This is a genomic window from Actinomadura chokoriensis (assembly GCF_041463665.1).
GTDB lineage: Bacteria > Actinomycetota > Actinomycetes > Streptosporangiales > Streptosporangiaceae > Spirillospora > Spirillospora chokoriensis_A.
The window spans coordinates 1-22989 of the sequence record NZ_JAXCEJ010000030.1; the positions used below are offsets into that span (position 1 = coordinate 1).

Below are 22989 nucleotides of genomic sequence, written 5' to 3' on the forward strand. Positions count from 1 at the left end.
CCAACGCCTCCTGCGGGAACCGGGACTCCTCGTCCACCACCGCCGCGAAAGGAGCGATCTTGGCATCGGCCAGCTCACGCACCGTACGCCGCAGCAGCTCATGCTCCTCCGACGGCGCGTACGTGGGAAAATCAGAACTCATGCCGCAGATGCTACCCGTCAGTAGGACCAGCGGACGTTGCAGATACGCGCCCGTAGTGGGCAGTTGTCCATCAAGGCGGCGTCGGCGGAGCGAAGGGAGCAAGTCTTGACCCACCGGCTGACGGTCATCGGAACCGGTTACCTGGGCGCCACCCACGCGGCGTGCATGGCCGACCTGGGATTCGAGGTCCTCGGGCTCGACGTGGACACGGAGCGGATCGCCCGGCTGTCGGCCGGCGACCTGCCCTTCTACGAGCCGGGGCTGGAGCCTGTGCTGCGCCGGGGGCTGGAGACCGGACGGCTGCGGTTCACGACGTCCTACGAGGAGGCCGCCGAGTTCGGGGACGTCCACTTCCTGTGCGTCGGCACCCCGCAGAAGTCCGGGGAGTACGCCGCCGACCTGAGCTATGTCGACGACGCGACCGTGACGCTGGCGCCGCTGCTGCGCCGGCCCTGCCTGGTCGTGGGCAAGTCCACGGTGCCGGTCGGGACGGCCGCGCGGCTGGCCGAGACCCTGGCGAAGATCGCGCCGGTCGGCGGCGATGCCGTGCTGGCCTGGAATCCGGAGTTCCTGCGCGAGGGGTTCGCCGTCCAGGACACCCTGCACCCGGACCGGATCGTCGCCGGGCTGCCCGCCGAGCAGGGCGCCGCCGAGCACGCCGAGAAGGTGCTCCGCGAGGTCTACCGGACGATGATCTCGGAGGGGACTCCGTTCATCACCGCCGACTATCCGACCGCGGAGCTCGTGAAGGTGTCGGCCAACGCCTTCCTGGCCACCAAGATCTCCTTCATCAACGCGATGGCGGAGGTCTGCGAGGCGGCGCACGCCGATGTGACGAAGCTCTCCGAAGCGCTGTCCTACGACGACCGGATCGGCGGCAAGTTCCTCGGCCCGGGGCTCGGCTTCGGCGGCGGCTGCCTGCCGAAGGACATCCGGGCGTTCATGGCCCGGGCCGGCGAACTCGGCGCCGACCAGGCGCTGACCTTCCTCCGCGAGGTCGACGAGATCAACATCCGGCGGCGGATCCGGATGGTGGACCTCGCCCGGCAGCTGCTCGGCGGCTCGTTCGCCGGACGGACGGTCGGCGTCCTCGGCGCCGCGTTCAAGCCCAACTCCGACGACGTCCGCGACTCCCCCGCGCTGGACGTGGCCGCGTCCATCAGGGGGCAGGGCGCCAAGGTGACCGTGTACGACCCGCAGGCCATGCCGAACGCCCGGCGCGCCCAGCCGGCCCTGGAGTACGGCGAGTCGACGCTGTCGGCCGCCCAGGACGCGCACGTCGTCCTGCTGCTGACCGAGTGGGCGGAGTTCCGGGGCATGGACCCGTACGCGCTCGCCGAGGTCGTCGCGGAACGCAACATCGTGGACGGACGCAACGCCCTCGACCCCGAGCGGTGGCGCGCGGCCGGCTGGAACTACCGGGCGCTCGGACGTCCCTGAGCCCGGCCGGGAAGCAGGAGATCGCAGAAGCCGTTGTCGTGGACATGACCGATGAAGTGGACATGACCGATGAATTCGCCGACCAGGACGTGATCCGGCGGCTGCTGAACGAGTCCGGGACGTGGGCGTTCGTCGGGCTCGGTGACAATCCCGACCGCGAGGTCCACAACCAGGCGCGGCTGCTGCAGCGGCGCGGGAAGCGGATCGTCCCCGTCCATCCGGCGGCGGAGACGGTGCTCGGCGAGCAGGGGTACGCGTCGCTCGCCGACATTCCCGGCAAGGTGGACGTGGTGGGCGTGTACCGGCGCGCCGAGCAGGCCGGGCAGGTGGTGGACGAGGCGATCGCGGCCGGCGCGAAGGCCGTGTGGCTGCCGCTGCGGGTGATCGACGAGGCGGCGGCGCGGCGCGCGCGGGACGCCGGGCTCGACGTCGTCATGGACCGCTGCCCCGCCGTCGAGTGGGCCCGGCGCGGCTGAGCGAGGCTCAGAGCCTGTCGCGGAGTCGCGCGCCCTTCGCCTTGGCCTGGCCGTAGAGGTCCTGCTGGAAGGCCGTCATCCTGGCCTGCAGCTCCTCATCGGAGGCGGCCAGGACGCGCACCGCCAGCAGCCCGGCGTTGCGGGCCGCGCCGACCGCCACCGTGGCGACCGGGACGCCGGCGGGCATCTGGACGATCGAGAGCAGCGAGTCCATGCCGTCCAGGTACTTCAGCGGGACCGGGACGCCGATCACCGGCAGCGGCGTCACCGACGCGAGCATGCCGGGCAGGTGCGCCGCGCCGCCCGCCCCCGCGATGATCACGCGGAGGCCGCGGGCCGCCGCGCCCTCCCCGTAGGCGATCATGTCGTGCGGCATGCGGTGCGCGGACACGACGTCGGCCTCGTACGGGACGCCGAACTCGGCGAGCGCCTGCGCGGCGCCCTCCATGACGGGCCAGTCCGAGTCGCTGCCCATCACGACGCCGACGACCGGATCGCTCACTTCTTCTCCCCCATCGCCCTGTCCTCCATCGACGGCCCCCACCGCAGGTAGTCGGCGGCGTGCCGGGCCCGTTCGCGGACGTCGGCGAGGTCGGCCCCGAGCGCGGTCACGTGGCCGATCTTGCGTCCCGGACGCGACTCCTTGCCGTACATGTGCACCTTGACGGCCGGGTCGTGGGCCATCACGTGGATGTAGCGGGAGTAGACGTCCGGGTCGTCGCCGCCGAGCACGTTGGCCATGACCGTGTACGGGGCGGTGGGCTCGGTGGAGCCGAGCGGCAGGTCGAGGACGGCCCGGAGGTGCTGCTCGAACTGCGAGGTGCGGGAGCCCTCGATCGTCCAGTGCCCGGAGTTGTGCGGGCGCATGGCCAGCTCGTTCACGAGGATCCCGCCGTCGGTCTCGAAGAGCTCGACCGCCAGGAGCCCGACGACGCCGAGCTCGTCGGCGATCCGGAGCGCGAGGCTCTGCGCCTCGGCGGCGACGTCCTCCGGGAGGCCCGGTGCGGGCGCGATGACCTCGGTGCAGATCCCGTCCTCCTGGACGGTCTCCACGACCGGGTACGCGGCGCCCTGCCCGTACGGGGAGCGCGCGACGAGCGCGGCCAGCTCCCGCCGGAACGGGACGTGCTCCTCGACGATCAGGTCGACGCCCTCCGCCTGCAGCCGCTCCGCCCGGTCGGACGGCCCGTCCACGATCCAGACGCCCTTGCCGTCGTAGCCGCCTCGGGTGGCCTTCAGCACCAGCGGCCAGCCGTGCTCGCGGCCGAACGCCTCCAGGAACGCCGCCGGCGCGGACGCCGGCACGTGCGCGAACGCGGGGCACGGGACGCCGAGGGCGCTGAGCCGCTCCCGCATGACCAGCTTGTCCTGGGCGTGGGCCAGGGCCGCCGCGCCCGGACGGCAGGGGACGCCCGACGCCTCCAGCTCCCGGATGTGCGGGCCCGGGACGTGCTCGTGGTCGAACGTCACCACGTCGCAGCCCTTGGCGAAGGCCAGCAGATCGTCGCGGGAGCGGTCGTCTCCCAGCCGCACGTCCGACACGACCTTGGCCGCCGACTCGTCCGGCGCCCCGGCGAGGACGCGCAGCGACACGCCGAGCGCGATCGCGGCCTGCTGGGTCATCCGGGCCAGCTGGCCGCCGCCCGCCATCCCGACGACCGGCGTGTCCGCCCGGCGGGGCCGGTCCGCGGGGCGTGGGGGGCCCTCCCCCCTCGAAGGACGCTGAACTGTCACGTCAGAAGGCTATCGGCCGCCCGGCGCGAACGAACCTCGCGTCTCGGACATCGAAGGAGTGTGGGGATCTCGGCGATGGGCAGGAACGGTCGGAGAGCGGGAAACGTTCATGTTGCGACGCTCCCGCGGCCACGGGCGTCTATTCTCGTGATGCCTCCACATCAGCCGCCGCGCCGTCGGCCGTGGCGTACAGACGCAGTCCGGAAGGACGGTTCCCCTTCGTGAGCCTGGTCGCCATTCTCCATCGGCGGTTCGCGCACCTCGTGCGAGAACTGGCCAAGTTCGGCAGTGTGGGCGCGATCGCGTTCGTCATCACGATCGTGATCGGAAACGGCCTGCACACCGGGATGGGGGTGGGGCCCCTCACCTCCAACGCGGTCGCCACGATCATCGCGACGACGTTCTCGTACCTGGCGAACCGCTACTGGACGTTCCGGCACCGCGACCGCACCGGCCTCGGCCGCGAGTACGTGCTGTTCTTCGCGCTGAACGGCGTCGGGCTGGTGATCACCGAGCTGTTCATCGGCTTCTCGCACTACGTCCTCGGGCTGGACGGCGCCGTCTTCTACAACATCGCGCTGATCATCGGCACCGGCGTGGCGACGCTGTTCCGCTTCTGGTCGTACAAGAAGTGGGTCTTCCTGCCGGCGAGCGCCCCGAGCGTTGACCCCGCGTCCGGCCTGCCCGAGGCCCCCGCCGGTCCGGGCGCCCACCGCGCCGGCGGCCGCCACGCCCGCGCTCCCCGGGCGGCCCGTCCCCTGGACGCCCGCACCGCCGAGGACTACGCCGAGCTCTGAACCGCCCCCTCCGGCGCCGGGGGCCGTCGCCGGGTCAGGCGGGTCCCATCACGACTCGTTCGGTGGCAAGGCGCGCCTCGGCGGCCTCGCGGAGGAAGACGCCGAAGACGGCGGGCCGCGACTGGAGGAGTTCCAGGCGTCCGCCGTCGACGACGGCCAGGGAGCGGGCGAGGTAGAGGCCGAGGCCGGTGCCGTGGGCTCCGCTGACGCTGCGGTCGAAGATGCGGGGCTCCAGCTCGGGCGGGATCCCGGCGCCCTCGTCGCCGATCTCGACCACGACCGAACCGGCGCCCGGTTTGGTGTGGATGGTGACGGTGCCGGCGCCGTGCGCCAGCGAGTTCTCCAGCAGGGTCGCGACGATCTGGGAGAGGCCCTCGGGATTGGTCAGTCCGACGAGGCCCTGCTCGCCGATGATGCGGACGTCCCGGCCGACCTTGCGGAAGCTCGGCCGCCACTCCTTGACCTGCTGGGTGATGACCTCGTCGATCGGGGACGGGACGGCGCCGCCGGTCGGGTCGTGCCGGGCGCGGGCGAGGAGCTGCTCGACGACCGCGACGAGCCGCTCGGCCTGCGCGACGGCCGCGGCGCCCTCCTCGCGGACGACGTCGGGGTAGTCGGCGGCCTCGATCATCTCCTCCAGCCTCATCGACAGCGCGGTCAGCGGTGTGCGGAGCTGGTGGCTGGCGTCGGTCGCGAACTGGCGGCCGGCGACCACCAGGTCGGTGATGCGGACGGCGCTGCGGTCCAGCACCTCGGCGACCTGGTCGATCTCCGGGATGCCGTAGCGGCGGGGCCGCGGCCGGGCGTTGCCGCTGCCGAGCCGGTCGGCGGTCTCGGCCAGTTCCTGGAGCGGCAGCATGAACCTGCGGGCCTGAACCATCGCCAGGCCGACGGTGACGGCGACGCCGAGCAGCGCGAGGGCGGCGATCAGCATGATCAGCCGCAGCGCGGCGTCGCGGACCTGCGACACCGGGCGCGACACCCGCACCCTGACCGCGCCGTGCGTCGCGGTGGCGCTGAGGGCGTGGCCGTGGGGCGGCGGCCCCGCGGTGATGGCGCGGCCGTCCGGCAGGGTGACGGAGACGCGCCGGCCCGGGTATTCGCGGGCGATGACCGCGCCGGTGACGGGTTGCGGCTTCTCCAGGCTGTAGCCGACGCTGCCGGCGATGGAGGACGCCTCCCGGTCGAGCGACCGGCCGGCCTCCTCGTAGACGAGCTTGTGGGCGGCGTAGGCGAGGGGTATGCCGAGCAGGAGTATCGCGACCACCGCCACCGCGAGCGTCGACAGGAGGAGTCGGCGCCTCATCAGGGCTCCTTCGAGGGTGTGGCCGCAGACCGCGCGACACTCGCCGGGGGCCTCTCGGGAAGGCCCCCGGTCGTCCCGCACGGCCGCGGCGGCCGGTGCTAGTCGCCGCGCTCGAACCGGAAGCCGACGCCCCGCACCGTGGTGATGTAGCGGGGACTGCCGGCGTCGTCGCCGAGCTTGCGGCGCAGCCAGGAAATGTGCATGTCGAGGGTCTTCGTGGAACCCCACCAGTTGGTGTCCCACACCTCGCGCATGATCTGTTCGCGGGTCACGACCTTGCCGGCGTCGCGGACGAGCACGCGCAGCAGGTCGAACTCCTTGGTGGTCAGCTGGAGCTCCTGCTCGCCCATCCAGGCGCGGCGCGACTCGGCGTCGATCCGCACCCCCTGGACGATCGGGGTCTCGGTGCTGCCCCGGCGCAGCAGCGCCCGCACCCGCGCGAGCAGCTCGGCCAGCCGGAACGGCTTGGTCACGTAGTCGTCGGCACCCGCGTCCAGCCCGACGACGGTGTCGACCTCGTCGGCCCGGGCGGTCAGGATCAGGATGGGCACGCCGTGCCCCTCGGCCCGCACCCTGCGGGCCACCTCAAGGCCGTCCAGCTCGGGAAGGCCGAGATCAAGGACGATCAGGTCCACACCGCCGCCGAGCGCCCGCTCCAGCGCCTGCGGGCCGTCCGGGCTTACTTCGACGGTGTACCCCTCGCGACGCAGCGCGCGGGCGAGAGGCTCGGAGATGGACGTGTCGTCCTCGGCGAGCAGTACTGAGGTCATGAACCGATCGTATGACCATTCTTGACCATTACCGGGCTGCCTCCGCGCTCTTGACCTGCGGTTTGCAACTCGTAGTACATCCTCGAACACGACATATACGGCAGTACCCGGGTCCATGTCGCATTACGCGTGTCCGCGGGTCAGCGAAAAACCGCGACCGAGGCCGCCGGCAGCTCCAGCGCGGCCGTTTCGGAATCGCCGAGGTCGTCTGTCTCAAGATGAATTGCCGGATCCGACGCCAGCAGCAGCCGGGGACGTCCGCCGGGAGGCGCGGCCGGAAGGACGGCGGGGACGCCGCCGAGGTTCGCCGCCACGCAGACGCCGCCGCGCCGCATCGTCAGCCAGCGCCCCGTCTTCTCGTCCACCTCGACCCGCGTCGCGGTCAGCCGGGGGTCGTTCAGCTCGGGCGTGGACCGCCGCAGCGAGATCAGGGCGCGGTGCCATTCGAGCAGGTCGGCGTGGTGCGGATCGTCCGGCTCCGCCCAGTCGAGGACGGAGCGGCGGAAGGTTTCCACAGCCTGTGGATCGGGAACCGGGCCCGCCCAGCCGTGCCGCGCGAACTCCCGCCGGCGCCCGTCGCTGACGGCCCGCGCGAGCTCGGGATCCTGGTGGTCGGTGAAGTAGCACCACGGGGTGGACGCGCCCCACTCCTCGCCCATGAAGAGCATCGGCGTGAACGGCGAGAGAAGGAGCAGCGCCGCCCCGACTTTGAGCAGCCCTGGGGACGGCAAGAGAGCGCCGATACGCTCGCCCGAGGCCCGGTTGCCGACTTGGTCGTGGTTCTGGAGAAAGCCGAGAAAACGGTGTGCGGACGTTTCCCGGACGTTCACCGGACGCCCGTGGCGCCGCCCACGGTAAGTGGACATGGTCCCGTCGTGGACGAAGACTCGGGTAAGCGCCTTCTTCAGCGTTTCCAGTGAACCGAAGTCGCAGTAGTAGCCCTGTCTCTCACCGGTAAGGGCCGCATGCAGAGCGTGGTGGAAGTCGTCGCTCCACTGCGCGTCCAGGCCGTAACCCCCTGCCTCCGTGGACGTCACCAGACGCGGATCGTTCAGGTCCGATTCGGCGATGAGAAAGAGGTCGCGCCCCAGGTGAGCGGATTCGGCGGCCACCGCACGTCTCATTTCTTCGAGGAGGTGCACGGCGCTGTGGTCGGTGATGGCGTGGACGGCGTCGAGCCGCAGCCCGTCGAAGTGGTAGTGGCGCAACCACATCAGCACGTTCTGCACGACGAACGCGCGGACCTCGTCCGAGCCCTCCTGGTCGAAGTTCACGGCGTCGCCCCAGGGTGTGGCATGGGCGCTGGTGAAGTACGGGCCGAAGTTCTTGAGGCAATTCCCGTCCGGCCCGATGTGGTTGTAGACGACGTCCAGGATGACGGCCAGGCCGCGCGCGTGGGCGGCGTCCACGAATCGCTTCAACCCGTCTGGACCGCCGTACGGCTCATGCGGCGCCCAAAGGTGGACGCCGTCGTACCCCCACCCATGCCGGCCGGGAAAGGACGCGACCGGCAGCAACTCCACAGCGTCTATCCCGAGCGCCACCAGATGGTCGAGGCGTTCGACCGCGGCGTCGAACGTCCCTTCCTGCGTGAACGTGCCGACATGCATCTCGTATAGGACGCTTCCAGCGAGCGGGCGCCCGTGCCAGAGCTGATCCGTCCAGGCGAACCGGTCGTGGTCGTAGACACGGCTCTGGCCATGCACCCCATTCGGCTGCCAGGGCGACCGGGGGTCGGGCAGCACTTCCTCAGCGCCGTCCAAGACGAAGCCGTAGTCCGTCCCGTGGCCAGCGTCAGAGACACGGGCCTCCCACCAGCCGGAAGGCTGCGCTTCCATGGGGTACTTCGTGCCGGCGGCCACGACATCGACGCGTTCGGCGGCCGGCGCCCACACCGCGAAACGGGTGCTCACCTATCGATCTCCCTGGGGACGAGCAGCGCGACGGGCAGATGCTCGAAGACGCGGCCCGCGTCCAGGATCGGGCCCATGTGCGTGCAGCCGGTCAGGGCGTCCCGCCAGCCCTGATGGCGGACGTCCACCCTCGTGCCGCCCCAGCCGCCCCGGCGTTCCAGCCCCACGGGCAGCCGGGTCGCGAGCGCGACCGCGTCTCCCCGGGCGAACCCGACCAGATGATCGGCGGCGGGGCCGCGTGCCGCGACCGGCTCGTGCCGGGAGCCGGGCCCGAACCACTGCGGATGCGCCCGGCGCAACCGCAGCGTCCGCGACGTGACCAGCAGCTTCTCGTCGTCGACCTCCTTCGGCTGCCGCCCCGTGTCAAGCCGTGCGAGGTGCTCGCGGCGCCGCCCGTAGTCGACCGGACGCCGGTTGTCGGGGTCGACCAGCGCCAGACCGGTCAGCTCGCAGCCCTGGTAGACGTCCGGGACGCCGGGCATCGCCAGCTGGACGAGCTTCTGCCCAAGCGTGTTGACGCGCGCATAGGGGGCCAGCTTGGCGACGAACGACGTCATGTCGGTGATGAGGTCGGCGTCGGCCAGGACGTCCCGCGCATACGCGAGAACGGCTTCTTCGTAGTCAGCGTCTTGCTCAACCCAAGAGGTGCGGGTCTTGGCCTCGCGCATCGCCTTGGTGAGGAACTCCTCCAGGCGGGGACGGGTGATCGGCCAGGCGCCGACGAGCGTCTGCCAGAGCAGGTATTCGAGATCTGGCTCCAAGGGCGATGGGGTGGAACCCCACGTCCGCCACCGATCCACTGCTTCCGCCCACTCGCCCGGCAGTTCGGCCAGCACGGACAGCCAGGCCCGTACGTCCTCCTCACGTTTGGTGTCGTGCGTGGACAGCGTCGTCATCGTCAGGGGCCAATCGCGGGCGAGCCGTATGCAGTGCGCGTGAAAGTCCTCCGGGCTGACGGAGAACCGCCCCGGTGCGCCGCCCACCTCGTTCAGCGCGGCCATACGGTTCCACCGGTAGAACGCCGTGTCCTCCACGCCCTTGGCCGCGAGCGGCGCCGACGTCTGCTGGAACCGCACGATGAACTCGGCGTCGGTGCGCTCACCACGTCCCAGGGCAAGGTCTACGACGGTCTCCAGGTCAGCGTGCGCTTCTTCCGGCAGATGGGCACTCGCACGGTCCGCCGCGTCGCTGATGACGTCCACGGCCTGCTGTGGCGCGTCCTCACCTGGCACGACATAGGCGCGATAGACGGGCATGGCGACGAGCAACTCGACGAGAGCCCTCTCCAGGCCGGGACGACGTTCGCCCACGACCCGGTGGAGGACGCGCAAGAGCCGGTCCATCTCGGGCTTGAGGCCGTGCGTGGCCGCGTGCAGGCGGGCCTCACGCTCGACATCCTCGAACTCGGCCGGATTGCCCGTCAGCGACACGTAGTAATCGGTGAGCGGTTTCTCCCCGGCCGGATCTACGAACAGCCCGCCGATCATGCCGAGCGAGTCGTAGCCGGTGGTGCCCGCGCAAGGCCAGTCCGGCGGCAGCCGCTCCTCGCCCTCGGTGATCTTCTCGACGAGGAGCCAGCGGTCCGGCGCGGCCTCCGCCAGCCGGCGCAGATACCCGCGCGGGTCGGCGAGCCCGTCCGGATGATCGATGCGCAGGCCGTCCACGAGGCCCTGCTCGACCAGGCCGAGCAGCAGGCCGTGCGTGCGCTTGAAGACCTCCGGGTCCTCCTGCCGGAGCCCGATCAGCCCGGATATGTCGAAGAACCGCCGGTAATTGGGCTCGCCCTCGCCGGGCAGGACGACCCGGCCGCCGCCCGCGTCCCAGTCGATGTCGAACCACTTCGCGAACGTCGAGCCCCGCCCGGCCTCGAGGACGTCCGCGAGCGGAAGGTTCAGCTCGCGCGGTTCCGGGATCGCCATGTGGTTCGGCACGACGTCGACCAGCACCCGCAGGCCGTGCGCGCGGAACCGGGTCGCCATCGCGCCGAACGCCTCCGGCCCGCCGAGCTCCTCCGAGAGCCGGGAGTGGTCGACGACGTCGTAGCCGTGCGTGGATCCGGGCGCGGCCCGCAGGACCGGCGACAGGTAGACGTGGGACACGCCGAGGGACGCCAGGTAGGGCGCGAGCGCGGCGGCGTCGGCGAACCCGAAGCGGCCCTCGGACGTCCCGCGGAGCTGGAGGCGGTAGGTGCCCGACGGCGGCGCCGCGAGGGCGTCGCCGGCGGGAACGATCTCTTCGGCCGTGGTCCGCTCGGCCCTGTCCTTTTCGGTGCTGTGATCCTCGGACACGGTCTCCTCTGAGGGGGCGGCGGGGAGCGGTTCGTCTGGGGCGGGTTCGGCGTACATGGCGTCGTTCATGCGTCGCGTGGCCGCTTCCTCAGACCCGGCGCAGGACCTGGATCGAGCGGGCGCCGACCGGGACGTTCTCGCGGGCCTTCACGACGGGCGACTCCTCCTCGGCGAGCAGCGGGTCGGCGGTGTCGAGCATCTTGATCCACATCTGCCCGTAGACGGCGGGCGGCAGGGTGAACTGCAGGTCGCCGTCGTGCGCGTTGAACAGCAGCAGGAACGAGTCGTCCCGGACCTGCCGCCCGCGCCGGTCGGGCTCGCAGATCGCGTCGCCGTTCAGGAACACGTTCAGCGACTTGTTGAAGCCGGCCGACCAGTCCCGGTCGGCCATCTCCTGCCCGCCGGGCGTGAACCAGACCAGGTCGGGCAGCTCCTCGGCCTCCGCTTCGGCCTCGCCCATGCGCCGCGCGGCCTTGCGGGCGCGTTTCGTCCGCTGGTCGCCGAGGAAGAACCGCCGCCGCCGGAAGGCGGGGTGCTCGGTGCGCAGCGCGGCCAGGCGCCGGACGAAGTCGAGCAGCGGTCCGCGCTCGTCGAAGAACGTGTCGTCGCGCAGGCCCGTCCAGTCGACCCACGAGAGCTCGGCGTCCTGGCAGTAGGCGTTGTTGTTGCCGCCCTGGGTCCGGCCTATCTCGTCGCCGTGCAGCAGCATCGGGACACCCTGCGAGAGGAACAGCGTGGTCAGGAAGTTGCGTTTCTGCCGTTCGCGGAGGGCGAGGATGTCCAGGTCGTCCGTCGGGCCCTCGTGCCCGCAGTTCCACGACCGGTTGTCGTCGCTTCCGTCCCGGTTGTTCTCCCCGTTCGCCTCGTTGTGCTTGCCGTCGTAGGAGACGAGGTCGTTGAGCGTGAACCCGTCGTGGCAGGTCACGAAGTTGATCGAGGCGTTCGGGCGGCGGCCGTCGTCGGCGTACAGGTCGGACGAGCCCGTCAGCCGGGAGGCGAAGTCGGGCATCGAGCCCGGCTGCCCGCGCCAGTAGTCGCGGACGGTGTCGCGGTACTTGCCGTTCCACTCCGTCCACAGCGGCGGGAAGTTGCCGACCTGGTAGCCGCCCTCCCCGACGTCCCACGGCTCGGCGATCAGCTTCACCTGCGAGACCACCGGGTCCTGCTGGACGAGGTCGAAGAACGCCGACAGCCGGTCCACCGCGTGCAGCTCGCGGGCCAGCGTCGCCGCGAGGTCGAAGCGGAACCCGTCCACGTGCATCTCGGTGACCCAGTACCGCAGCGAATCCATGATCATCTGGAGCACGTGCGGGCTGCGCATCAGCAGGCTGTTGCCGGTGCCCGTGGTGTCGGTGTAGTAGCGGGGGTCGTCGTCGGCGAGCCGGTAGTACGAGGCGTTGTCGATGCCCCGGAGCGACAGCGTCGGCCCGAGGTGGTTGCCCTCGGCGGTGTGGTTGTAGACGACGTCCAGGATCACCTCCATGCCCGCCTCGTGCAGCGCCTTCACCATCGCCTTGAACTCCAGCACCTGCTCGCCCCGCTGCCCGGACGAGGCGTACTCGTTGTGCGGCGCGAAGAACCCGATCGTGTTGTAGCCCCAGTAGTTGCGCAGGCCGCGGCTCGTCAGCGCGTCGTCGTGGACGAACTGGTGGACCGGCATCAACTCCACGGCCGTCACCCCGATCGAGCGCAGGTGATCGGTTATCACCGGGTGGGCGAGGCCGGCGTAGGTGCCGCGCAGCGCGGGCGGGACGTCCGGATGCCGGGCGGTGAGGCCCTTGACGTGCGCTTCGTAGATCACCGTCTCGTGGTAGGGGATCCGCGGCGGACGGTCGTCCCCCCAGTCGAAGTACGGGCTGACGACCACCGAACGCATCGTGTGGGGCGCCGAATCGGCGTCGTTGCGCGACCACGGGTCGCCGAATTCGTACCCGAAGCACGACTCGTCCCAGTCGACGGCGCCCTCGACGGCCTGCGCGTACGGGTCGAGGAGCAGCTTCGCCGGGTTGCAGCGAAGCCCGTCGCGGGGCTCGTACGGGCCGTGCACCCGGTAGCCGTACCGCCGGCCGGGCATGACCCCCGGCAGGTAGCCGTGCCAGACGAAGGCGTCCACCTCCGGGAGCAGGAGCCTTGTCTCTTCGCCGTCGCCCGCCGGCCCGTCGAACAGGCACAGCTCCACCCGCTCCGCGACCTCGGAGAAGACGGCGAAGTTCGTTCCCGCGCCGTCGAACCGGGCCCCGAGGGGGTAAGCGTCGCCCGGCCAAACCTGTGCCACTTGTCCCGCCCTCCCGTCCAGACCGCGACAGGCCCTGCGTCGAATGCCGCGCGGGGCCGGCGGCCGCTTCCGCAGAGCCCTTCCCCGTGGGGCATGGATCACACCGATTGGGAGGCCACTGGCCAGAACGGACATAAGTGAGCTACGTTAGGGGAGCCTAACCTCAATAAGGGCGCCCTAAGTGTCCGAGGTCGGGTGCGCCGAGCCAGCTTCTGCCGCACGGAAGGTCTCCTACCGGCATGTACGTCTGCATCTGCAACGCCATCACCGAGGATGACGTTCACGGCTGCATGGCAAGCGGTTGCACGACCGCCAGGGCCGTCAAGGCCGCATGCGGCTTCAAGCCCGGCTGCGGCATGTGCACCAAGCGCATCCACACCATGGTCAGCCAGTACCGGACCGCCGGCGAGCTGGCGGACGCCCTGACCGGCGGCCCGCTCGCGCTGACCGCCGTCCCGGAGCCGTCCCCGGCCGCCGAGCCCGGGCCGTCCGAACCGGTGGGGCCGTCCGAGCCGGTGGGTCCCCAAGGACCGATCGCCGCCGTGACCATCGCCGAGGGAGCCGCGCCACAGACCGCCGCCTGAGCTTCCGGCCGCCCCGCACGGCCCCGCCCTGAGACGCAGGGGCGGACACGCGCCGTGCGGGGGTCAGTGCTGTCACCACCTTGGTCAACATGCGAGCATGGGGCCATGGAAGGCGACAGAGACATCATCGCGCTGCTGAACGAGCAGCTCACCGCGGAACTCACGGCGATCAACCAGTACTTCCTGCACTCCAAGATGCAGGAGAACTGGGGCTTCACCCGCATCGCCAAGCACACCCGCGACGAATCGTTCGACGAGATGAAGCACGCGGAGCGGCTCACCAACCGGATCCTGTTCCTGGAAGGGCTGCCGAACTACCAGAAGATCGGCACGCTGCGGATCGGGCAGACGATCTTCGAGCAGCTCAGGGCCGACCTCGAGATCGAGATGGAGGCCGTGGCCAGGCTCCGTCCGGGCATCGAGCTCATGCGCTCGCGCGGTGACATCACCTCTGCCCGCCTCTTCGAGTACATCCTCGCCGACGAGGAAGAGCACATCGACTACCTGGAGACCGAGCTGAGCCTCGTCGAGGCGCTCGGCGAGCCCAACTACCTGCAGCGCCTCACCGACTCTCCCGGCGAGGACGGCCCCAGCGTCTACTAGGGCCGCTCCGCTCCGGGCGCCGGCGGGGAGCCCGGCTTGCGGCGCAGCACGTACGGCTGGACGATGCCGAGGCCGCGGACCGGGCGCCGCACGATCCGGGTCACCTCGTAGGCGGGGTCCTTCTCCAGCTGCGCGGCCAGCTCGCTGTCGATCACGACGGAGCCGGGCCGGGCCAGCGAGGTGAGCCGGGCGGCGAGGTTCACGGTCGTCCCGAACACGTCGCCCATCAGCGGCAGGACGGGCCCGTACGCGACGCCGACCCGCACGTCCGGGACCTCGGTCTCGTCCTGGATCGCCGCCGCGACCTTCAGCGCGATCTCCGCGCCGACCTGCGGCGTCTCCGCGCTGAACAGCACCTCGTCGCCGAGCGTCTTCACCAGCCGGCCGCCGCAGGAGGCGATGATGTCTGCGGCGGTCTCCTCGAACCACTCCACCACCCGGGCCAGCTCGATCTCCTCCAGCTCCCGGCTGACCTGCGTGAACGACACCATGTCGGCGAACCCGACGGTGGCCGGCGGCCGCGTCGCCGGGTCGCCGTTCTCCCCGGTCGCCGCCGCGGCCAGCGCCCGCGTCCCCGCCGCGGCGAGCTGGCGCCGCCACGCGTGCACGACCAGCGGCTCGAACTCGCCGATGTGCTTCTCGGCGATGTCCACGACGGTGTCGACCGCCTCGGCGGACGGCATGTCGTGCGGGTCCTGGGTGATCATGCTGCGGAGCAGGTTGACCTGCCACTCCGCGAGCCGCGTCATCGTCTGCCCGAAGGCCCGGACGAGGCGGATCACGCCGTCCTCGTCCAGGATCCCGTCGTCGACGAGCCGGCGGAGCCGCTCCAGCGCCGCGACGTCGCCCTCGGTGTAGGCGATCGTGTCGTCCGGCATGGACGGGTAGCCGAACGCCCGCCAGATCCGGCCGGCGAAGTCCCGGGAGACCCCGGACAGCCGGACGGCCTCGACGCGGTTGTACCGCAGCTCGCCGCCGAGGAGGAGCTCCTCGATCTCCTTCGGATCGGGCAATCCGGCCGCCATTTCCCGCCCCTCAGTCCGCCGCCGCCATGGGCCGCGGCGGTGGCGTCGTGACTCCCTGTCCGGACATATCGTCGCAGATCAGCAATCGGTGCAACGCGCGGACCGCGGATCGTCGTTCCCGGTTCACCGAACGTGCACCACATCGCCGGCGCTGATCGCCCGGTCCCCGTCCCGCCCCGTGACCACCAGGCGCCCCGTCCCGTCCACGTCCCGTGCCGTCCCGGTCAGCCGCTCGGCGCCGGGCAACTCCACCCTGACCTCGCGTCCGAGCGTCGCGCAGAGGTCCCGGTAGGCGGTACGGAGCCCGCTGGTCTCCGGATCACCGTCCAGCGCGGTCCACTCCCGGTACCAGGTCTCGAACTCGCGCAGGATCGCGCGGAGCAGCGGCGCCCGGTCGCTCAGCGGCGCGCCCTCGATCGCCAGGGACGTCGCGGTCGGCACCGGGAGTTCCTCCTCCCGCAGCCCCACGTTCAGCCCGACCCCGATCACCAGGGCGTCCTCGACCTTCTCGGCGAGGATCCCGGCGAGTTTCCGGTCCCCGACGAGCACGTCGTTCGGCCATTTGAGCCGGGCGTCCACGGCCACGTCGGCGGCGTTCCCGAGGAACCGCTCGCCCGCCTGCGACCAGGCGGTCATCCTCCGGACCGCGGTGGCGACGCAGACGCCCGTCAGCAGCGGAGCCCACCCGAGCCGCGGCGCCGGCACCGCGGGCCGCAGCAGCACCGAGAACGCCAGCCCGGACCGCGGCGGCGCCGTCCACGTCCGGCCCTGCCTGCCCCGGCCCGCCGTCTGCAGCTCGGTGACCAGCACCGTCCCCTCCGGCGCCCCCTCCAGCGCCCGCGCCGCGAGGTCGGCGTTGGTGGAGCCGGTCTCGTCCACGACCCGGACCTCCCGCCACAGCCCGCCCTCCCGGACGAGCGCCCGCTGCAGCGCCCCCTCGTGCAACGGCGGCCGTCCGAGATCCCCATAAGCTGAGTCCACCGCTCCATCCAACCCCAAAGCCGCCCTGATCTTGGGGCCGGGCGTCCGGGAAGTCATGCCGCGGTCGTTAGGGTGCGCTCTATGAATGGTGTGACGCTGCGGCGCGACGGGCATGTCGCGGAGATCGTGCTGGACCGGCCCGAGGCGCTCAACGCCCTGTCGACGGCGATGGCCCGGCGGCTCGCGGCCGTGTGCGCCGAGGTCGCGGCGGACGCGGCCGTCCGCGCGGTGGTGCTGAGCGCGGCCGGCGAGAAGGCCTTCTGCGTCGGCGCGGACCTCAAGGAGCGCAACGCGATGACGGACGCGGAGATCCTCGCGCAGCGTCCGGTCTTCCGCGCCGCGTTCGGCGGCGTGCTGAACCTGCCGCAGCCGGTCGTCGCGGCCGTGCACGGCTACGCGCTCGGCGGCGGCTGCGAGTTCGCGCTGTCCGCCGACCTGATCGTCGCGGACGAGACGGCCGTGTTCGGCCTCCCCGAGGTGAGCGTCGGCCTCGTCCCGGGCGGCGGCGGAACCCAGCTCGCGCTGCGCCGCCTCGGCCCCGGCAAGGCCGCCGACCTGGTCTTCACCGGCCGCCGCCTGGACGTCGCGGAGGCCCTCGAACTGGGCCTCGCCGACCGGAAGGTGCCCGCGGGGACGGACCGCGAGGAGGCCCTCGCCCTCGCCGGCGTGATCGCGCAGAACTCCCCCGTCGCCGTCCGCGCCGCCAAGCGCGCCCTCCGCCAGGGCGCCGGCGTCGCCCTGGACGCCGGGCTCGACCTGGAGGAGAACGCCTGGCGCACCGCGGCGTCCTCCGCCGACCGCCGCGAGGGCATCGCCGCCTTCGCCGAGAAGCGCCGCCCCAACTGGCCCTAGGGGTCAGCCGGTGTTCTGGAGGCCGGCCGCCACACCGTTGACGGAGAGCAGGAGCAGGTCTTCCAGGTGGGCTCGTTCCTCTTCGTCCTCCACGCCTGCTCTGAGGGCCTTCAGGGCTCGTAGTTGCAGGTGGGAGAGTGCGTCCACGTAGGGGTTGCGGAGTTCGACGGCCCGGGAGAGGACGCGGCGGTTCTCCAGGAGGCGTTCGTGGCCCGTCACCGCCAGGACGAGGCGGCGGGTGCGGTCGTACTCGGTCAGGACGGTCCCGGAGAGTTCGGGGCGCTCGCCCAGGGCCAGGTAGCGCTCGGCGATCGCCCGGTCGGACTTGGCCAGGCTCATCTCGGCGTTGTCGAGGAGCGTGTTGAACAGCGGCCACGCCTCGTAGGCCTCGCGGAGTTCGGTGAGGTCGCGTCCGTCGCCCGAGACGGCGGCGAGGCCGCTGCCGAGGCCGTACCAGCCGGGGAGGTTGACGCGGGTCTGCGTCCAGGCGAACACCCAGGGGATGGCGCGCAGGTCCTCCAGGCCGCGGGCGGCCTTGCGGCGCGCCGGGCGGGAGCCGATGCGGAGTTCGGAGATCTCTTCGAGGGGGCTGACCCGGGCGAACCAGGCCGCGAAGTCCTCGGTCTCGACGAGGTCGCGGAAGGCGGCCCGCGCGGCGTCGCTGATCTTGTCGGCGAGCGGGCGGAAGCGGGCGGCGGCCTCGCGGGCCCGGGCCTGGACGGCGTCGGTGGAGGCGAGCAGCACCGCGCTGGTGACCTGGTCGACGTGCCGGCGGGCGATCTCGCGGTGGCCGTAGCGGGCGAAGATCACCTCGCCCTGCTCGGTGACCTTGAAGCGGCCCGCGACCGAACCGGGGGCCTGGGCGAGGATCGCGCGGTTGGCGGGGCCGCCGCCGCGGCCGAGGGAGCCGCCGCGGCCGTGGAACAGCGTCAGCGTGATGTCGTGCCGGGCCGCCCACGCGGCGAGGGCCTCCTGCGTGTCGTACAGGCGGAGGGTCGCGCTGGTCGGGCCGAGCTGCTTGGCGGAGTCGCTGTAGCCGAGCATGACCTCCAGGCGGCGGCCGGTGTCGGCCAGGCGGCGCTGGACGGCGGGGATCTCCAGCATCCCGTCCAGGACGGACGGGGCGCGCTCCAGGTCCTCGCCGGTCTCGAACAGCGGGATGACGTCCAGGACGGGCGCGCCGTCGCCGAGGGACTCGGCGAGGGCGTGCACGTTGGCGATGTCCTCCGCGGAGCGGGTGAACGAGACGATGTAGCGGTGGCAGGCGCGGACCCCGAAGCGCCCCTGGATCCAGGCCACGACGCGCAGCGTCTCGAGGATCTCCTCGGTCATGGCGGAGCGGTCGCCGCCGAGTTCGGCGAGAGCGCGCTCGTGCAGTTCGGAGTGCTGGCGGATCTCCAGCTCGGCGAGGTGGAACCCGAACGTCTCGACCTGCCAGATGAGCTGCTGGACGCGGCCGTACGCCTGCCGGACGGCGCCGGCGCCGGCCAGGGAGTCCTGGACGGCGCGCAGGTCGGCGAGCAGTTCGTCCGGCGAGGCGTAGGCCAGGTCGGCGTCGCGCTCGCGGGTCGCGGCGATGCGTGCGGCCGCGTGCAGCAGGACCTGGCGGTGCGGCTCGCCGGGCGAGCGCTTGCCGATCTCGCCGATCAGCCGGGGGTGCGCGGTGCGCGCGGCGGCCAGGACGTTCAGCAGGCCCTCCGAGGCGGGCGTGGTGGTCTCGTGGACGGTCAGCTCGCGGCCGACCCGGGCGCACGCGTTCTCCAGGGCGCGCAGCACGTGCTCCGCCTGGATCATCACGGCGTCCCGGGTGACCTGCGCGGTGACGTGCGGGTTGCCGTCGCGGTCGCCGCCGATCCAGCTGCCGAACCGCAGGTAGGGGCGGGCCCTCGGCGGACGGGTGCCGGTGCCGGCACCGTCCCCGCCGCCTTCCAGGGCGCGGTCCAGGGAGCGGTAGATGTGCGGGACGACCCGGAAGATCGTCTCGTCGAACGCGGCCATCGCGGTGCGGACCTCGTCCAGCGGGTCGACCTGGGTGTGCCGGCGCAGGGCCGTCCGCCAGAGGAGGTCGACCTCCTCGCGGAGGCGGCGCTCGGTCTCCTCCCGCTCGGACGCGCCGGGCGCGTCGTTCAGGTGCGCCAGCAGGTCGCTGATCCGCTGGATCGCGGTGACGACGGCGCGGCGGCGCGCCTCGGTCGGGTGCGCGGTGAAGACGGGCCGGAACTCCAGGCCGTCGACCACGCCGTCCAGGCGGCCGCCGCCGGACGCGCGGACCTCCTCGATCGCGGCGGCCACGGAGCCGGGGACGGTGTCGCCGGTGTCGCGTTCCCGCAGCGTGCGGATGCGGTGGTGCTCCTCGGCGAGGTTCGTCAGGTGGAAGTAGACGGTGAAGGCGCGAGCGACCTGCCCGGCGCGCTCCAGCGTCCAGCCGTCGACGAGCGCGGCGACCTCGTCGATGCCGGTCTCGCCGCGGCGGGCGGCGATCACCGCGTGGCGGAGCCGTTCGACGTCGTCCAGGAGCCCCTGGCCGCCGTACTCCACGAGGCCGTCGCCGAGCATGGCGCCCAGCAGCCGGACGTCGCGGCGGAGCGGTTCGGGCATGTCCTGCCGGAAGGTGTCACGCGTCTTCGTAGCCACCCTGCCCAGCCTAACGAGGCAGGCCGGGACGGGGTTCGTCCCGGTCACCGGCACCCGGCCGCACTCGCCGGATCAGCGGCCGGTTACCCTGACCGGCATGGCGATGGAAGCCCCTGAACCCCCCGTGGACTACGACGTCCACACCACGGCGGGAAAGATCGCGGACCTGGAGCGACGCCGGTACGAGGCGGTGAACGCCGGTTCGGCGCGCGCCGTCGAGAAGCAGCACGCCAAGGGCAAGATGACGGCCCGGGAGCGGATCGACGCGCTGCTCGACCCCGGCTCGTTCGTCGAGTTCGACGAGATGGCCCGGCACCGCTCCACCAACTTCGGGATGGAGAAGAACCGGCCCTACGGCGACGGCGTCGTCACCGGGTACGGCACCGTGGACGGCCGCCCGGTCGCGATCTTCAGCCAGGACTTCACCGTCTCCGGCGGGTCCCTCGGCGAGGTGTTCGGCGAGAAGATCGTCAAGGTCATGGACCACGCGGTCAAGACCGGCTGCCCGGTGATCGGCATCAACGACTCCGGCGGCGCGCGGATCCAGGAGGGCGTGGTCGCCCTCGGCCTGTACGCGGAGATCTTCAAGCGCAACGTGCACGCCTCCGGCGTCATCCCGCAGATCTCGCTGGTCATGGGGCCGTGCGCGGGCGGCGCGGTGTACTCGCCGGCGATCACCGACTTCATCGTCATGGTCGACCAGACCTCGCACATGTTCATCACCGGGCCCGACGTGATCAAGACGGTCACCGGTGAGGAGGTGACGATGGAGGAGCTGGGCGGGGCGCACTCGCACAACTCCAAGTCCGGCGTCGCCCACTACCAGGGGTCGGACGAGGACGACGCGATCGAGTACGTCAAGGCGCTGCTGTCCTACCTGCCGTCCAACAACCTCGCCGACGCGCCGGCGTTCGAGGTGCCGGTGGACGTGACGGAGCTGGACGAGGAGCTCGACACCCTCATCCCGGACTCGCCGAACCAGCCCTACGACATGCACACCGTGATCGAGCACGTGCTGGACGACGGCGAGTTCCTGGAGGTCCAGGCGCAGTTCGCGCCCAACATCGTCATCGGGTTCGGCCGGGTCGAGGGCCACTCGGTCGGCATCGTCGCCAACCAGCCGATGCAGTTCGCCGGGACGCTGGACATCGACGCGTCCGAGAAGGCCGCCCGGTTCGTCCGCACCTGCGACGCGTTCAACGTCCCGGTGCTGACGTTCGTGGACGTCCCCGGCTTCCTGCCCGGCACCGACCAGGAGTGGAACGGCATCATCCGGCGCGGCGCGAAGCTGCTGTTCGCCTACGCCGAGGCGACCGTCCCGCTCGTCACGATCATCACCCGGAAGGCCTACGGCGGCGCCTACGACGTCATGGGGTCCAAGCACCTCGGCGCCGACATCAACCTGGCGTGGCCGACCGCGCAGATCGCGGTCATGGGCGCGCAGGGCGCGGTCAACATCCTGTACCGGCGCGACCTCGCCGCCGCGGACGACCCGGACGCCCGCCGCGCCGAGCTGATCACCGAGTACGAGGACACGCTCGCCAACCCCTACATCGCGGCCGAGCGCGGCTACATCGACAACGTGATCAAGCCGTCGGAGACGCGCGGGCAGGTGGTGCGGGCGCTGCGGGCGCTGCGCGAGAAGCGCAAGACGCTGCCGCCGAAGAAGCATGGGAACATCCCGCTGTGATCGCTTCCGGGCGATGCTCAGGGGGTCCGTCCCTCCGGAGCTGGCCTTGCCCCGGACACGCCCAGGAGGTCGGGTTTCGTGACCGCTGACCAGAAGCCGTTCCTGCAGATCGTCCGCGGCGACCCGGGCCCGGAGGAGATCGCGGCGCTCGTCGCCGTGCTGACCGCCCGCGCCCGGGCCGCCGCCGCGGCCCGGGACGGCGACGGCCCGGCCCGCCCGTCCCGCTGGGCGGACCGCTCCCGGCTCGTCCGCGACACGTTCGCGGGCGAGCTGCGGCCGCGCGGGCCGGGGGCCTGGCGGGCCGCCGGCCTGCCCCGCTGACCAGGGCGCGGACCGCTCGATCGCGCGCCCGAAGCGACATGTAACCGTGGTTCGCGCCCAGCACGGGGCTCCGCACGAATAAGGTGGAAGGCCATGGCCACCTCGGAGTACGTTCCCCAGCCCGCGCGATACGCGATCTTCGTCGACGCGGGATATCTCTACGCGGCCTCCGGGGCCCTGCTGCTCGGCTGCGGTTCCCGGCGCGAGTACCGGGTCGCCGCCGAGAAGCTGATCAAGGCGCTGACCGACCACGCCGACGAGCAGCGCCGCGGCGAACTGCTGCGGGTGTACTGGTTCGACGCCGCGCCGAAGCGGCAGCCGACGGTCGACCAGCGCGTCATCGCGAACCTGCCGCTGGTGAAGCTGCGCCTCGGCAACCTGAACGCGCAGGGCCAGCAGAAGGGCGTGGACGCGCAGCTCCGCGCCGACCTGGAGGCCCTCGCCCGGCACCGCGCCATCACCGACGCGGTGCTGCTGGCCGGCGACGAGGACATGCTGCCCGCCGTGGAGGCCGCGCAGCGCTACGGCGTCCGCGTGCACCTGTGGGGCGTCGAGCCGACGCACGGCTCCAACCAGGCCGAATGGCTGGTGTGGGAGTCCGACACGGTCGAGGTGCTGGCCGCCGACTTCCTGCGCCCCTACTTCACCAAGGCCAAGGTGCTGCCGGTGCCCGCGCCGGGCTCCGCGGCCGCCGTCCGGGACGCCGCGGCCGCCGCGCAGCGGGCCAACCCCGTCCCGTCCCCGTCCCAGGTGTTCGCGGGCAAGCCGCCGTCGGTCAAGCCGGTGCCCGCCGCCGTCCGCGCCGCCGTCCCGGTGGCGGGCGCCGCGACGCCCGCCACGGTGGCCGCGTCGATGAACTCCGCCACCGCCCCGGCCGACGGCAAGCTCGGCCCCGACCGCGACCACATGCTGGAGATCGGCGAGCACGTCGCCCAGAAGTGGATCTTCGAGCGGGGGCGGGACAACATCCGCGACCTGCTGCCCGGCCCGATCCTGCCGCCCGTCATCGACAAGGAGCTGCTGATCGAGGCCGAAAAGGCGCTGGGCTCCTCCCTGCGCCCCTACCAGGAGGCCCGCACCTGGCTGCGGGACGGCTTCTGGGAGCGCACCTACCGCGAGTTCGGCATCGGCATCGGCAAGTCCGACTAGCCGGGCGAC

Annotated in this window: 20 protein-coding genes; 9 read left to right on the forward strand and 11 right to left on the reverse strand. The window is 71.9% G+C overall.

Annotated elements, in window-relative coordinates; all coding sequences use genetic code 11:
- The coding region (locus tag SM418_RS32820) for an acyl-CoA dehydrogenase family protein (protein ID WP_371945448.1) at positions 1 to 142 on the reverse strand (142 nt) is incomplete at its 3' end.
- A 105-nt stretch (positions 143 to 247) separates the two neighbouring features.
- On the opposite strand from SM418_RS32820, the gene SM418_RS32825 reads away from it, so the two are divergent.
- Both SM418_RS32825 and SM418_RS32830 read left to right on the forward strand, forming a co-directional pair.
- On the forward strand, positions 248 to 1582 hold the full coding sequence (locus SM418_RS32825) for a UDP-glucose dehydrogenase family protein (protein ID WP_371945444.1): 1335 nt from the start codon (positions 248 to 250) through the stop codon (positions 1580 to 1582).
- Between the two features lie 62 nt (positions 1583 to 1644).
- On the forward strand, positions 1645 to 2058 hold the full coding sequence (locus SM418_RS32830) for a CoA-binding protein (RefSeq protein ID WP_371945443.1): 414 nt from the start codon (positions 1645 to 1647) through the stop codon (positions 2056 to 2058).
- A gap of 7 nt (positions 2059 to 2065) precedes the next feature.
- On the opposite strand, the gene purE is transcribed toward SM418_RS32830, so the two are convergent.
- Both purE and SM418_RS32840 read right to left on the reverse strand, forming a co-directional pair.
- Complete coding sequence (gene purE / locus SM418_RS32835; protein ID WP_371945447.1) at positions 2066 to 2533, reverse strand: 5-(carboxyamino)imidazole ribonucleotide mutase; 468 nt, start codon at positions 2531 to 2533, stop codon at positions 2066 to 2068.
- 23 nt (positions 2534 to 2556) lie between these two features.
- Entirely contained in the window at positions 2557 to 3792 is a 1236-nt protein-coding gene (locus SM418_RS32840; RefSeq protein WP_371945442.1) for a 5-(carboxyamino)imidazole ribonucleotide synthase, read from the reverse strand.
- 221 nt (positions 3793 to 4013) lie between these two features.
- Here SM418_RS32840 and SM418_RS32845 point away from each other — a divergent pair, with 221 nt between their 5' ends.
- A complete protein-coding gene (locus SM418_RS32845) occupies positions 4014 to 4589 on the forward strand; it encodes a GtrA family protein (RefSeq protein WP_371945441.1) in 576 nt (191 codons plus the stop codon).
- A 34-nt stretch (positions 4590 to 4623) separates the two neighbouring features.
- Here SM418_RS32845 and SM418_RS32850 read toward each other — a convergent pair whose 3' ends face one another.
- From SM418_RS32850 to glgX, 5 genes are all read right to left on the reverse strand, one after another.
- Positions 4624 to 5895, reverse strand: a complete 1272-nt coding sequence (locus SM418_RS32850; RefSeq protein WP_371945440.1) for an ATP-binding protein — start codon at positions 5893 to 5895, stop codon at positions 4624 to 4626.
- Positions 5896 to 5993: 98 nt separating this feature from the next.
- Positions 5994 to 6665, reverse strand: coding sequence for a response regulator transcription factor (locus tag SM418_RS32855; protein ID WP_026402549.1), 672 nt, complete (start codon positions 6663 to 6665; stop codon positions 5994 to 5996).
- 140 nt (positions 6666 to 6805) lie between these two features.
- Positions 6806 to 8578, reverse strand: coding sequence for a malto-oligosyltrehalose trehalohydrolase (gene treZ, locus SM418_RS32860; protein WP_371945439.1), 1773 nt, complete (start codon positions 8576 to 8578; stop codon positions 6806 to 6808).
- Positions 8575 to 10866: a malto-oligosyltrehalose synthase gene (gene treY / locus SM418_RS32865; RefSeq protein WP_371945438.1), complete on the reverse strand. Its 2292-nt coding sequence runs from the start codon at positions 10864 to 10866 to the stop codon at positions 8575 to 8577. The genes treZ and treY overlap by 4 nt, the downstream gene beginning before the upstream one ends.
- Positions 10867 to 10954: 88 nt before the next feature.
- Positions 10955 to 13141 (reverse strand): glycogen debranching protein GlgX, encoded by a 2187-nt coding sequence (glgX, locus tag SM418_RS32870; RefSeq protein WP_371945437.1) that lies wholly within the window; start codon positions 13139 to 13141, stop codon positions 10955 to 10957.
- Between the two features lie 239 nt (positions 13142 to 13380).
- On the opposite strand from glgX, the gene SM418_RS32875 reads away from it, so the two are divergent.
- On the forward strand, positions 13381 to 13725 hold the full coding sequence (locus SM418_RS32875; RefSeq protein ID WP_371945436.1) for a (2Fe-2S)-binding protein: 345 nt from the start codon (positions 13381 to 13383) through the stop codon (positions 13723 to 13725).
- A gap of 105 nt (positions 13726 to 13830) precedes the next feature.
- On the forward strand, positions 13831 to 14328 hold the full coding sequence (bfr, locus tag SM418_RS32880; RefSeq protein ID WP_371945435.1) for a bacterioferritin: 498 nt from the start codon (positions 13831 to 13833) through the stop codon (positions 14326 to 14328).
- On the opposite strand, the gene SM418_RS32885 is transcribed toward bfr, so the two are convergent.
- On the reverse strand, positions 14325 to 15353 hold the full coding sequence (locus tag SM418_RS32885; RefSeq protein WP_371945434.1) for an adenylate/guanylate cyclase domain-containing protein: 1029 nt from the start codon (positions 15351 to 15353) through the stop codon (positions 14325 to 14327). The two genes, bfr and SM418_RS32885, sit on opposite strands and share 4 nt — an antisense overlap.
- A 123-nt stretch (positions 15354 to 15476) precedes the next feature.
- Positions 15477 to 16391 (reverse strand): biotin--[acetyl-CoA-carboxylase] ligase, encoded by a 915-nt coding sequence (locus SM418_RS32890; protein ID WP_371945433.1) that lies wholly within the window; start codon positions 16389 to 16391, stop codon positions 15477 to 15479.
- Between the two features lie 24 nt (positions 16392 to 16415).
- On the opposite strand from SM418_RS32890, the gene SM418_RS32895 reads away from it, so the two are divergent.
- Positions 16416 to 17186, forward strand: coding sequence for an enoyl-CoA hydratase/isomerase family protein (locus SM418_RS32895; protein ID WP_371945432.1), 771 nt, complete (start codon positions 16416 to 16418; stop codon positions 17184 to 17186).
- A gap of 3 nt (positions 17187 to 17189) precedes the next feature.
- On the opposite strand, the gene SM418_RS32900 is transcribed toward SM418_RS32895, so the two are convergent.
- The gene (locus tag SM418_RS32900; protein ID WP_371945446.1) at positions 17190 to 19784 is read right to left on the reverse strand and encodes a phosphoenolpyruvate carboxylase; all 2595 of its coding nucleotides are present in this window, start codon (positions 19782 to 19784) and stop codon (positions 17190 to 17192) included.
- Between the two features lie 133 nt (positions 19785 to 19917).
- Between SM418_RS32900 and SM418_RS32905 the strand changes: the two genes are divergently transcribed.
- From SM418_RS32905 to SM418_RS32915, 3 genes are all read left to right on the forward strand, one after another.
- On the forward strand, positions 19918 to 21510 hold the full coding sequence (locus SM418_RS32905) for an acyl-CoA carboxylase subunit beta (protein ID WP_371945431.1): 1593 nt from the start codon (positions 19918 to 19920) through the stop codon (positions 21508 to 21510).
- A gap of 78 nt (positions 21511 to 21588) precedes the next feature.
- Complete coding sequence (locus tag SM418_RS32910) at positions 21589 to 21831, forward strand: acyl-CoA carboxylase subunit epsilon (protein WP_371945430.1); 243 nt, start codon at positions 21589 to 21591, stop codon at positions 21829 to 21831.
- Between the two features lie 93 nt (positions 21832 to 21924).
- Entirely contained in the window at positions 21925 to 22980 is a 1056-nt protein-coding gene (locus SM418_RS32915) for an NYN domain-containing protein (RefSeq protein ID WP_371945429.1), read from the forward strand.
- Positions 22981 to 22989: the final 9 nt, after the last annotated feature.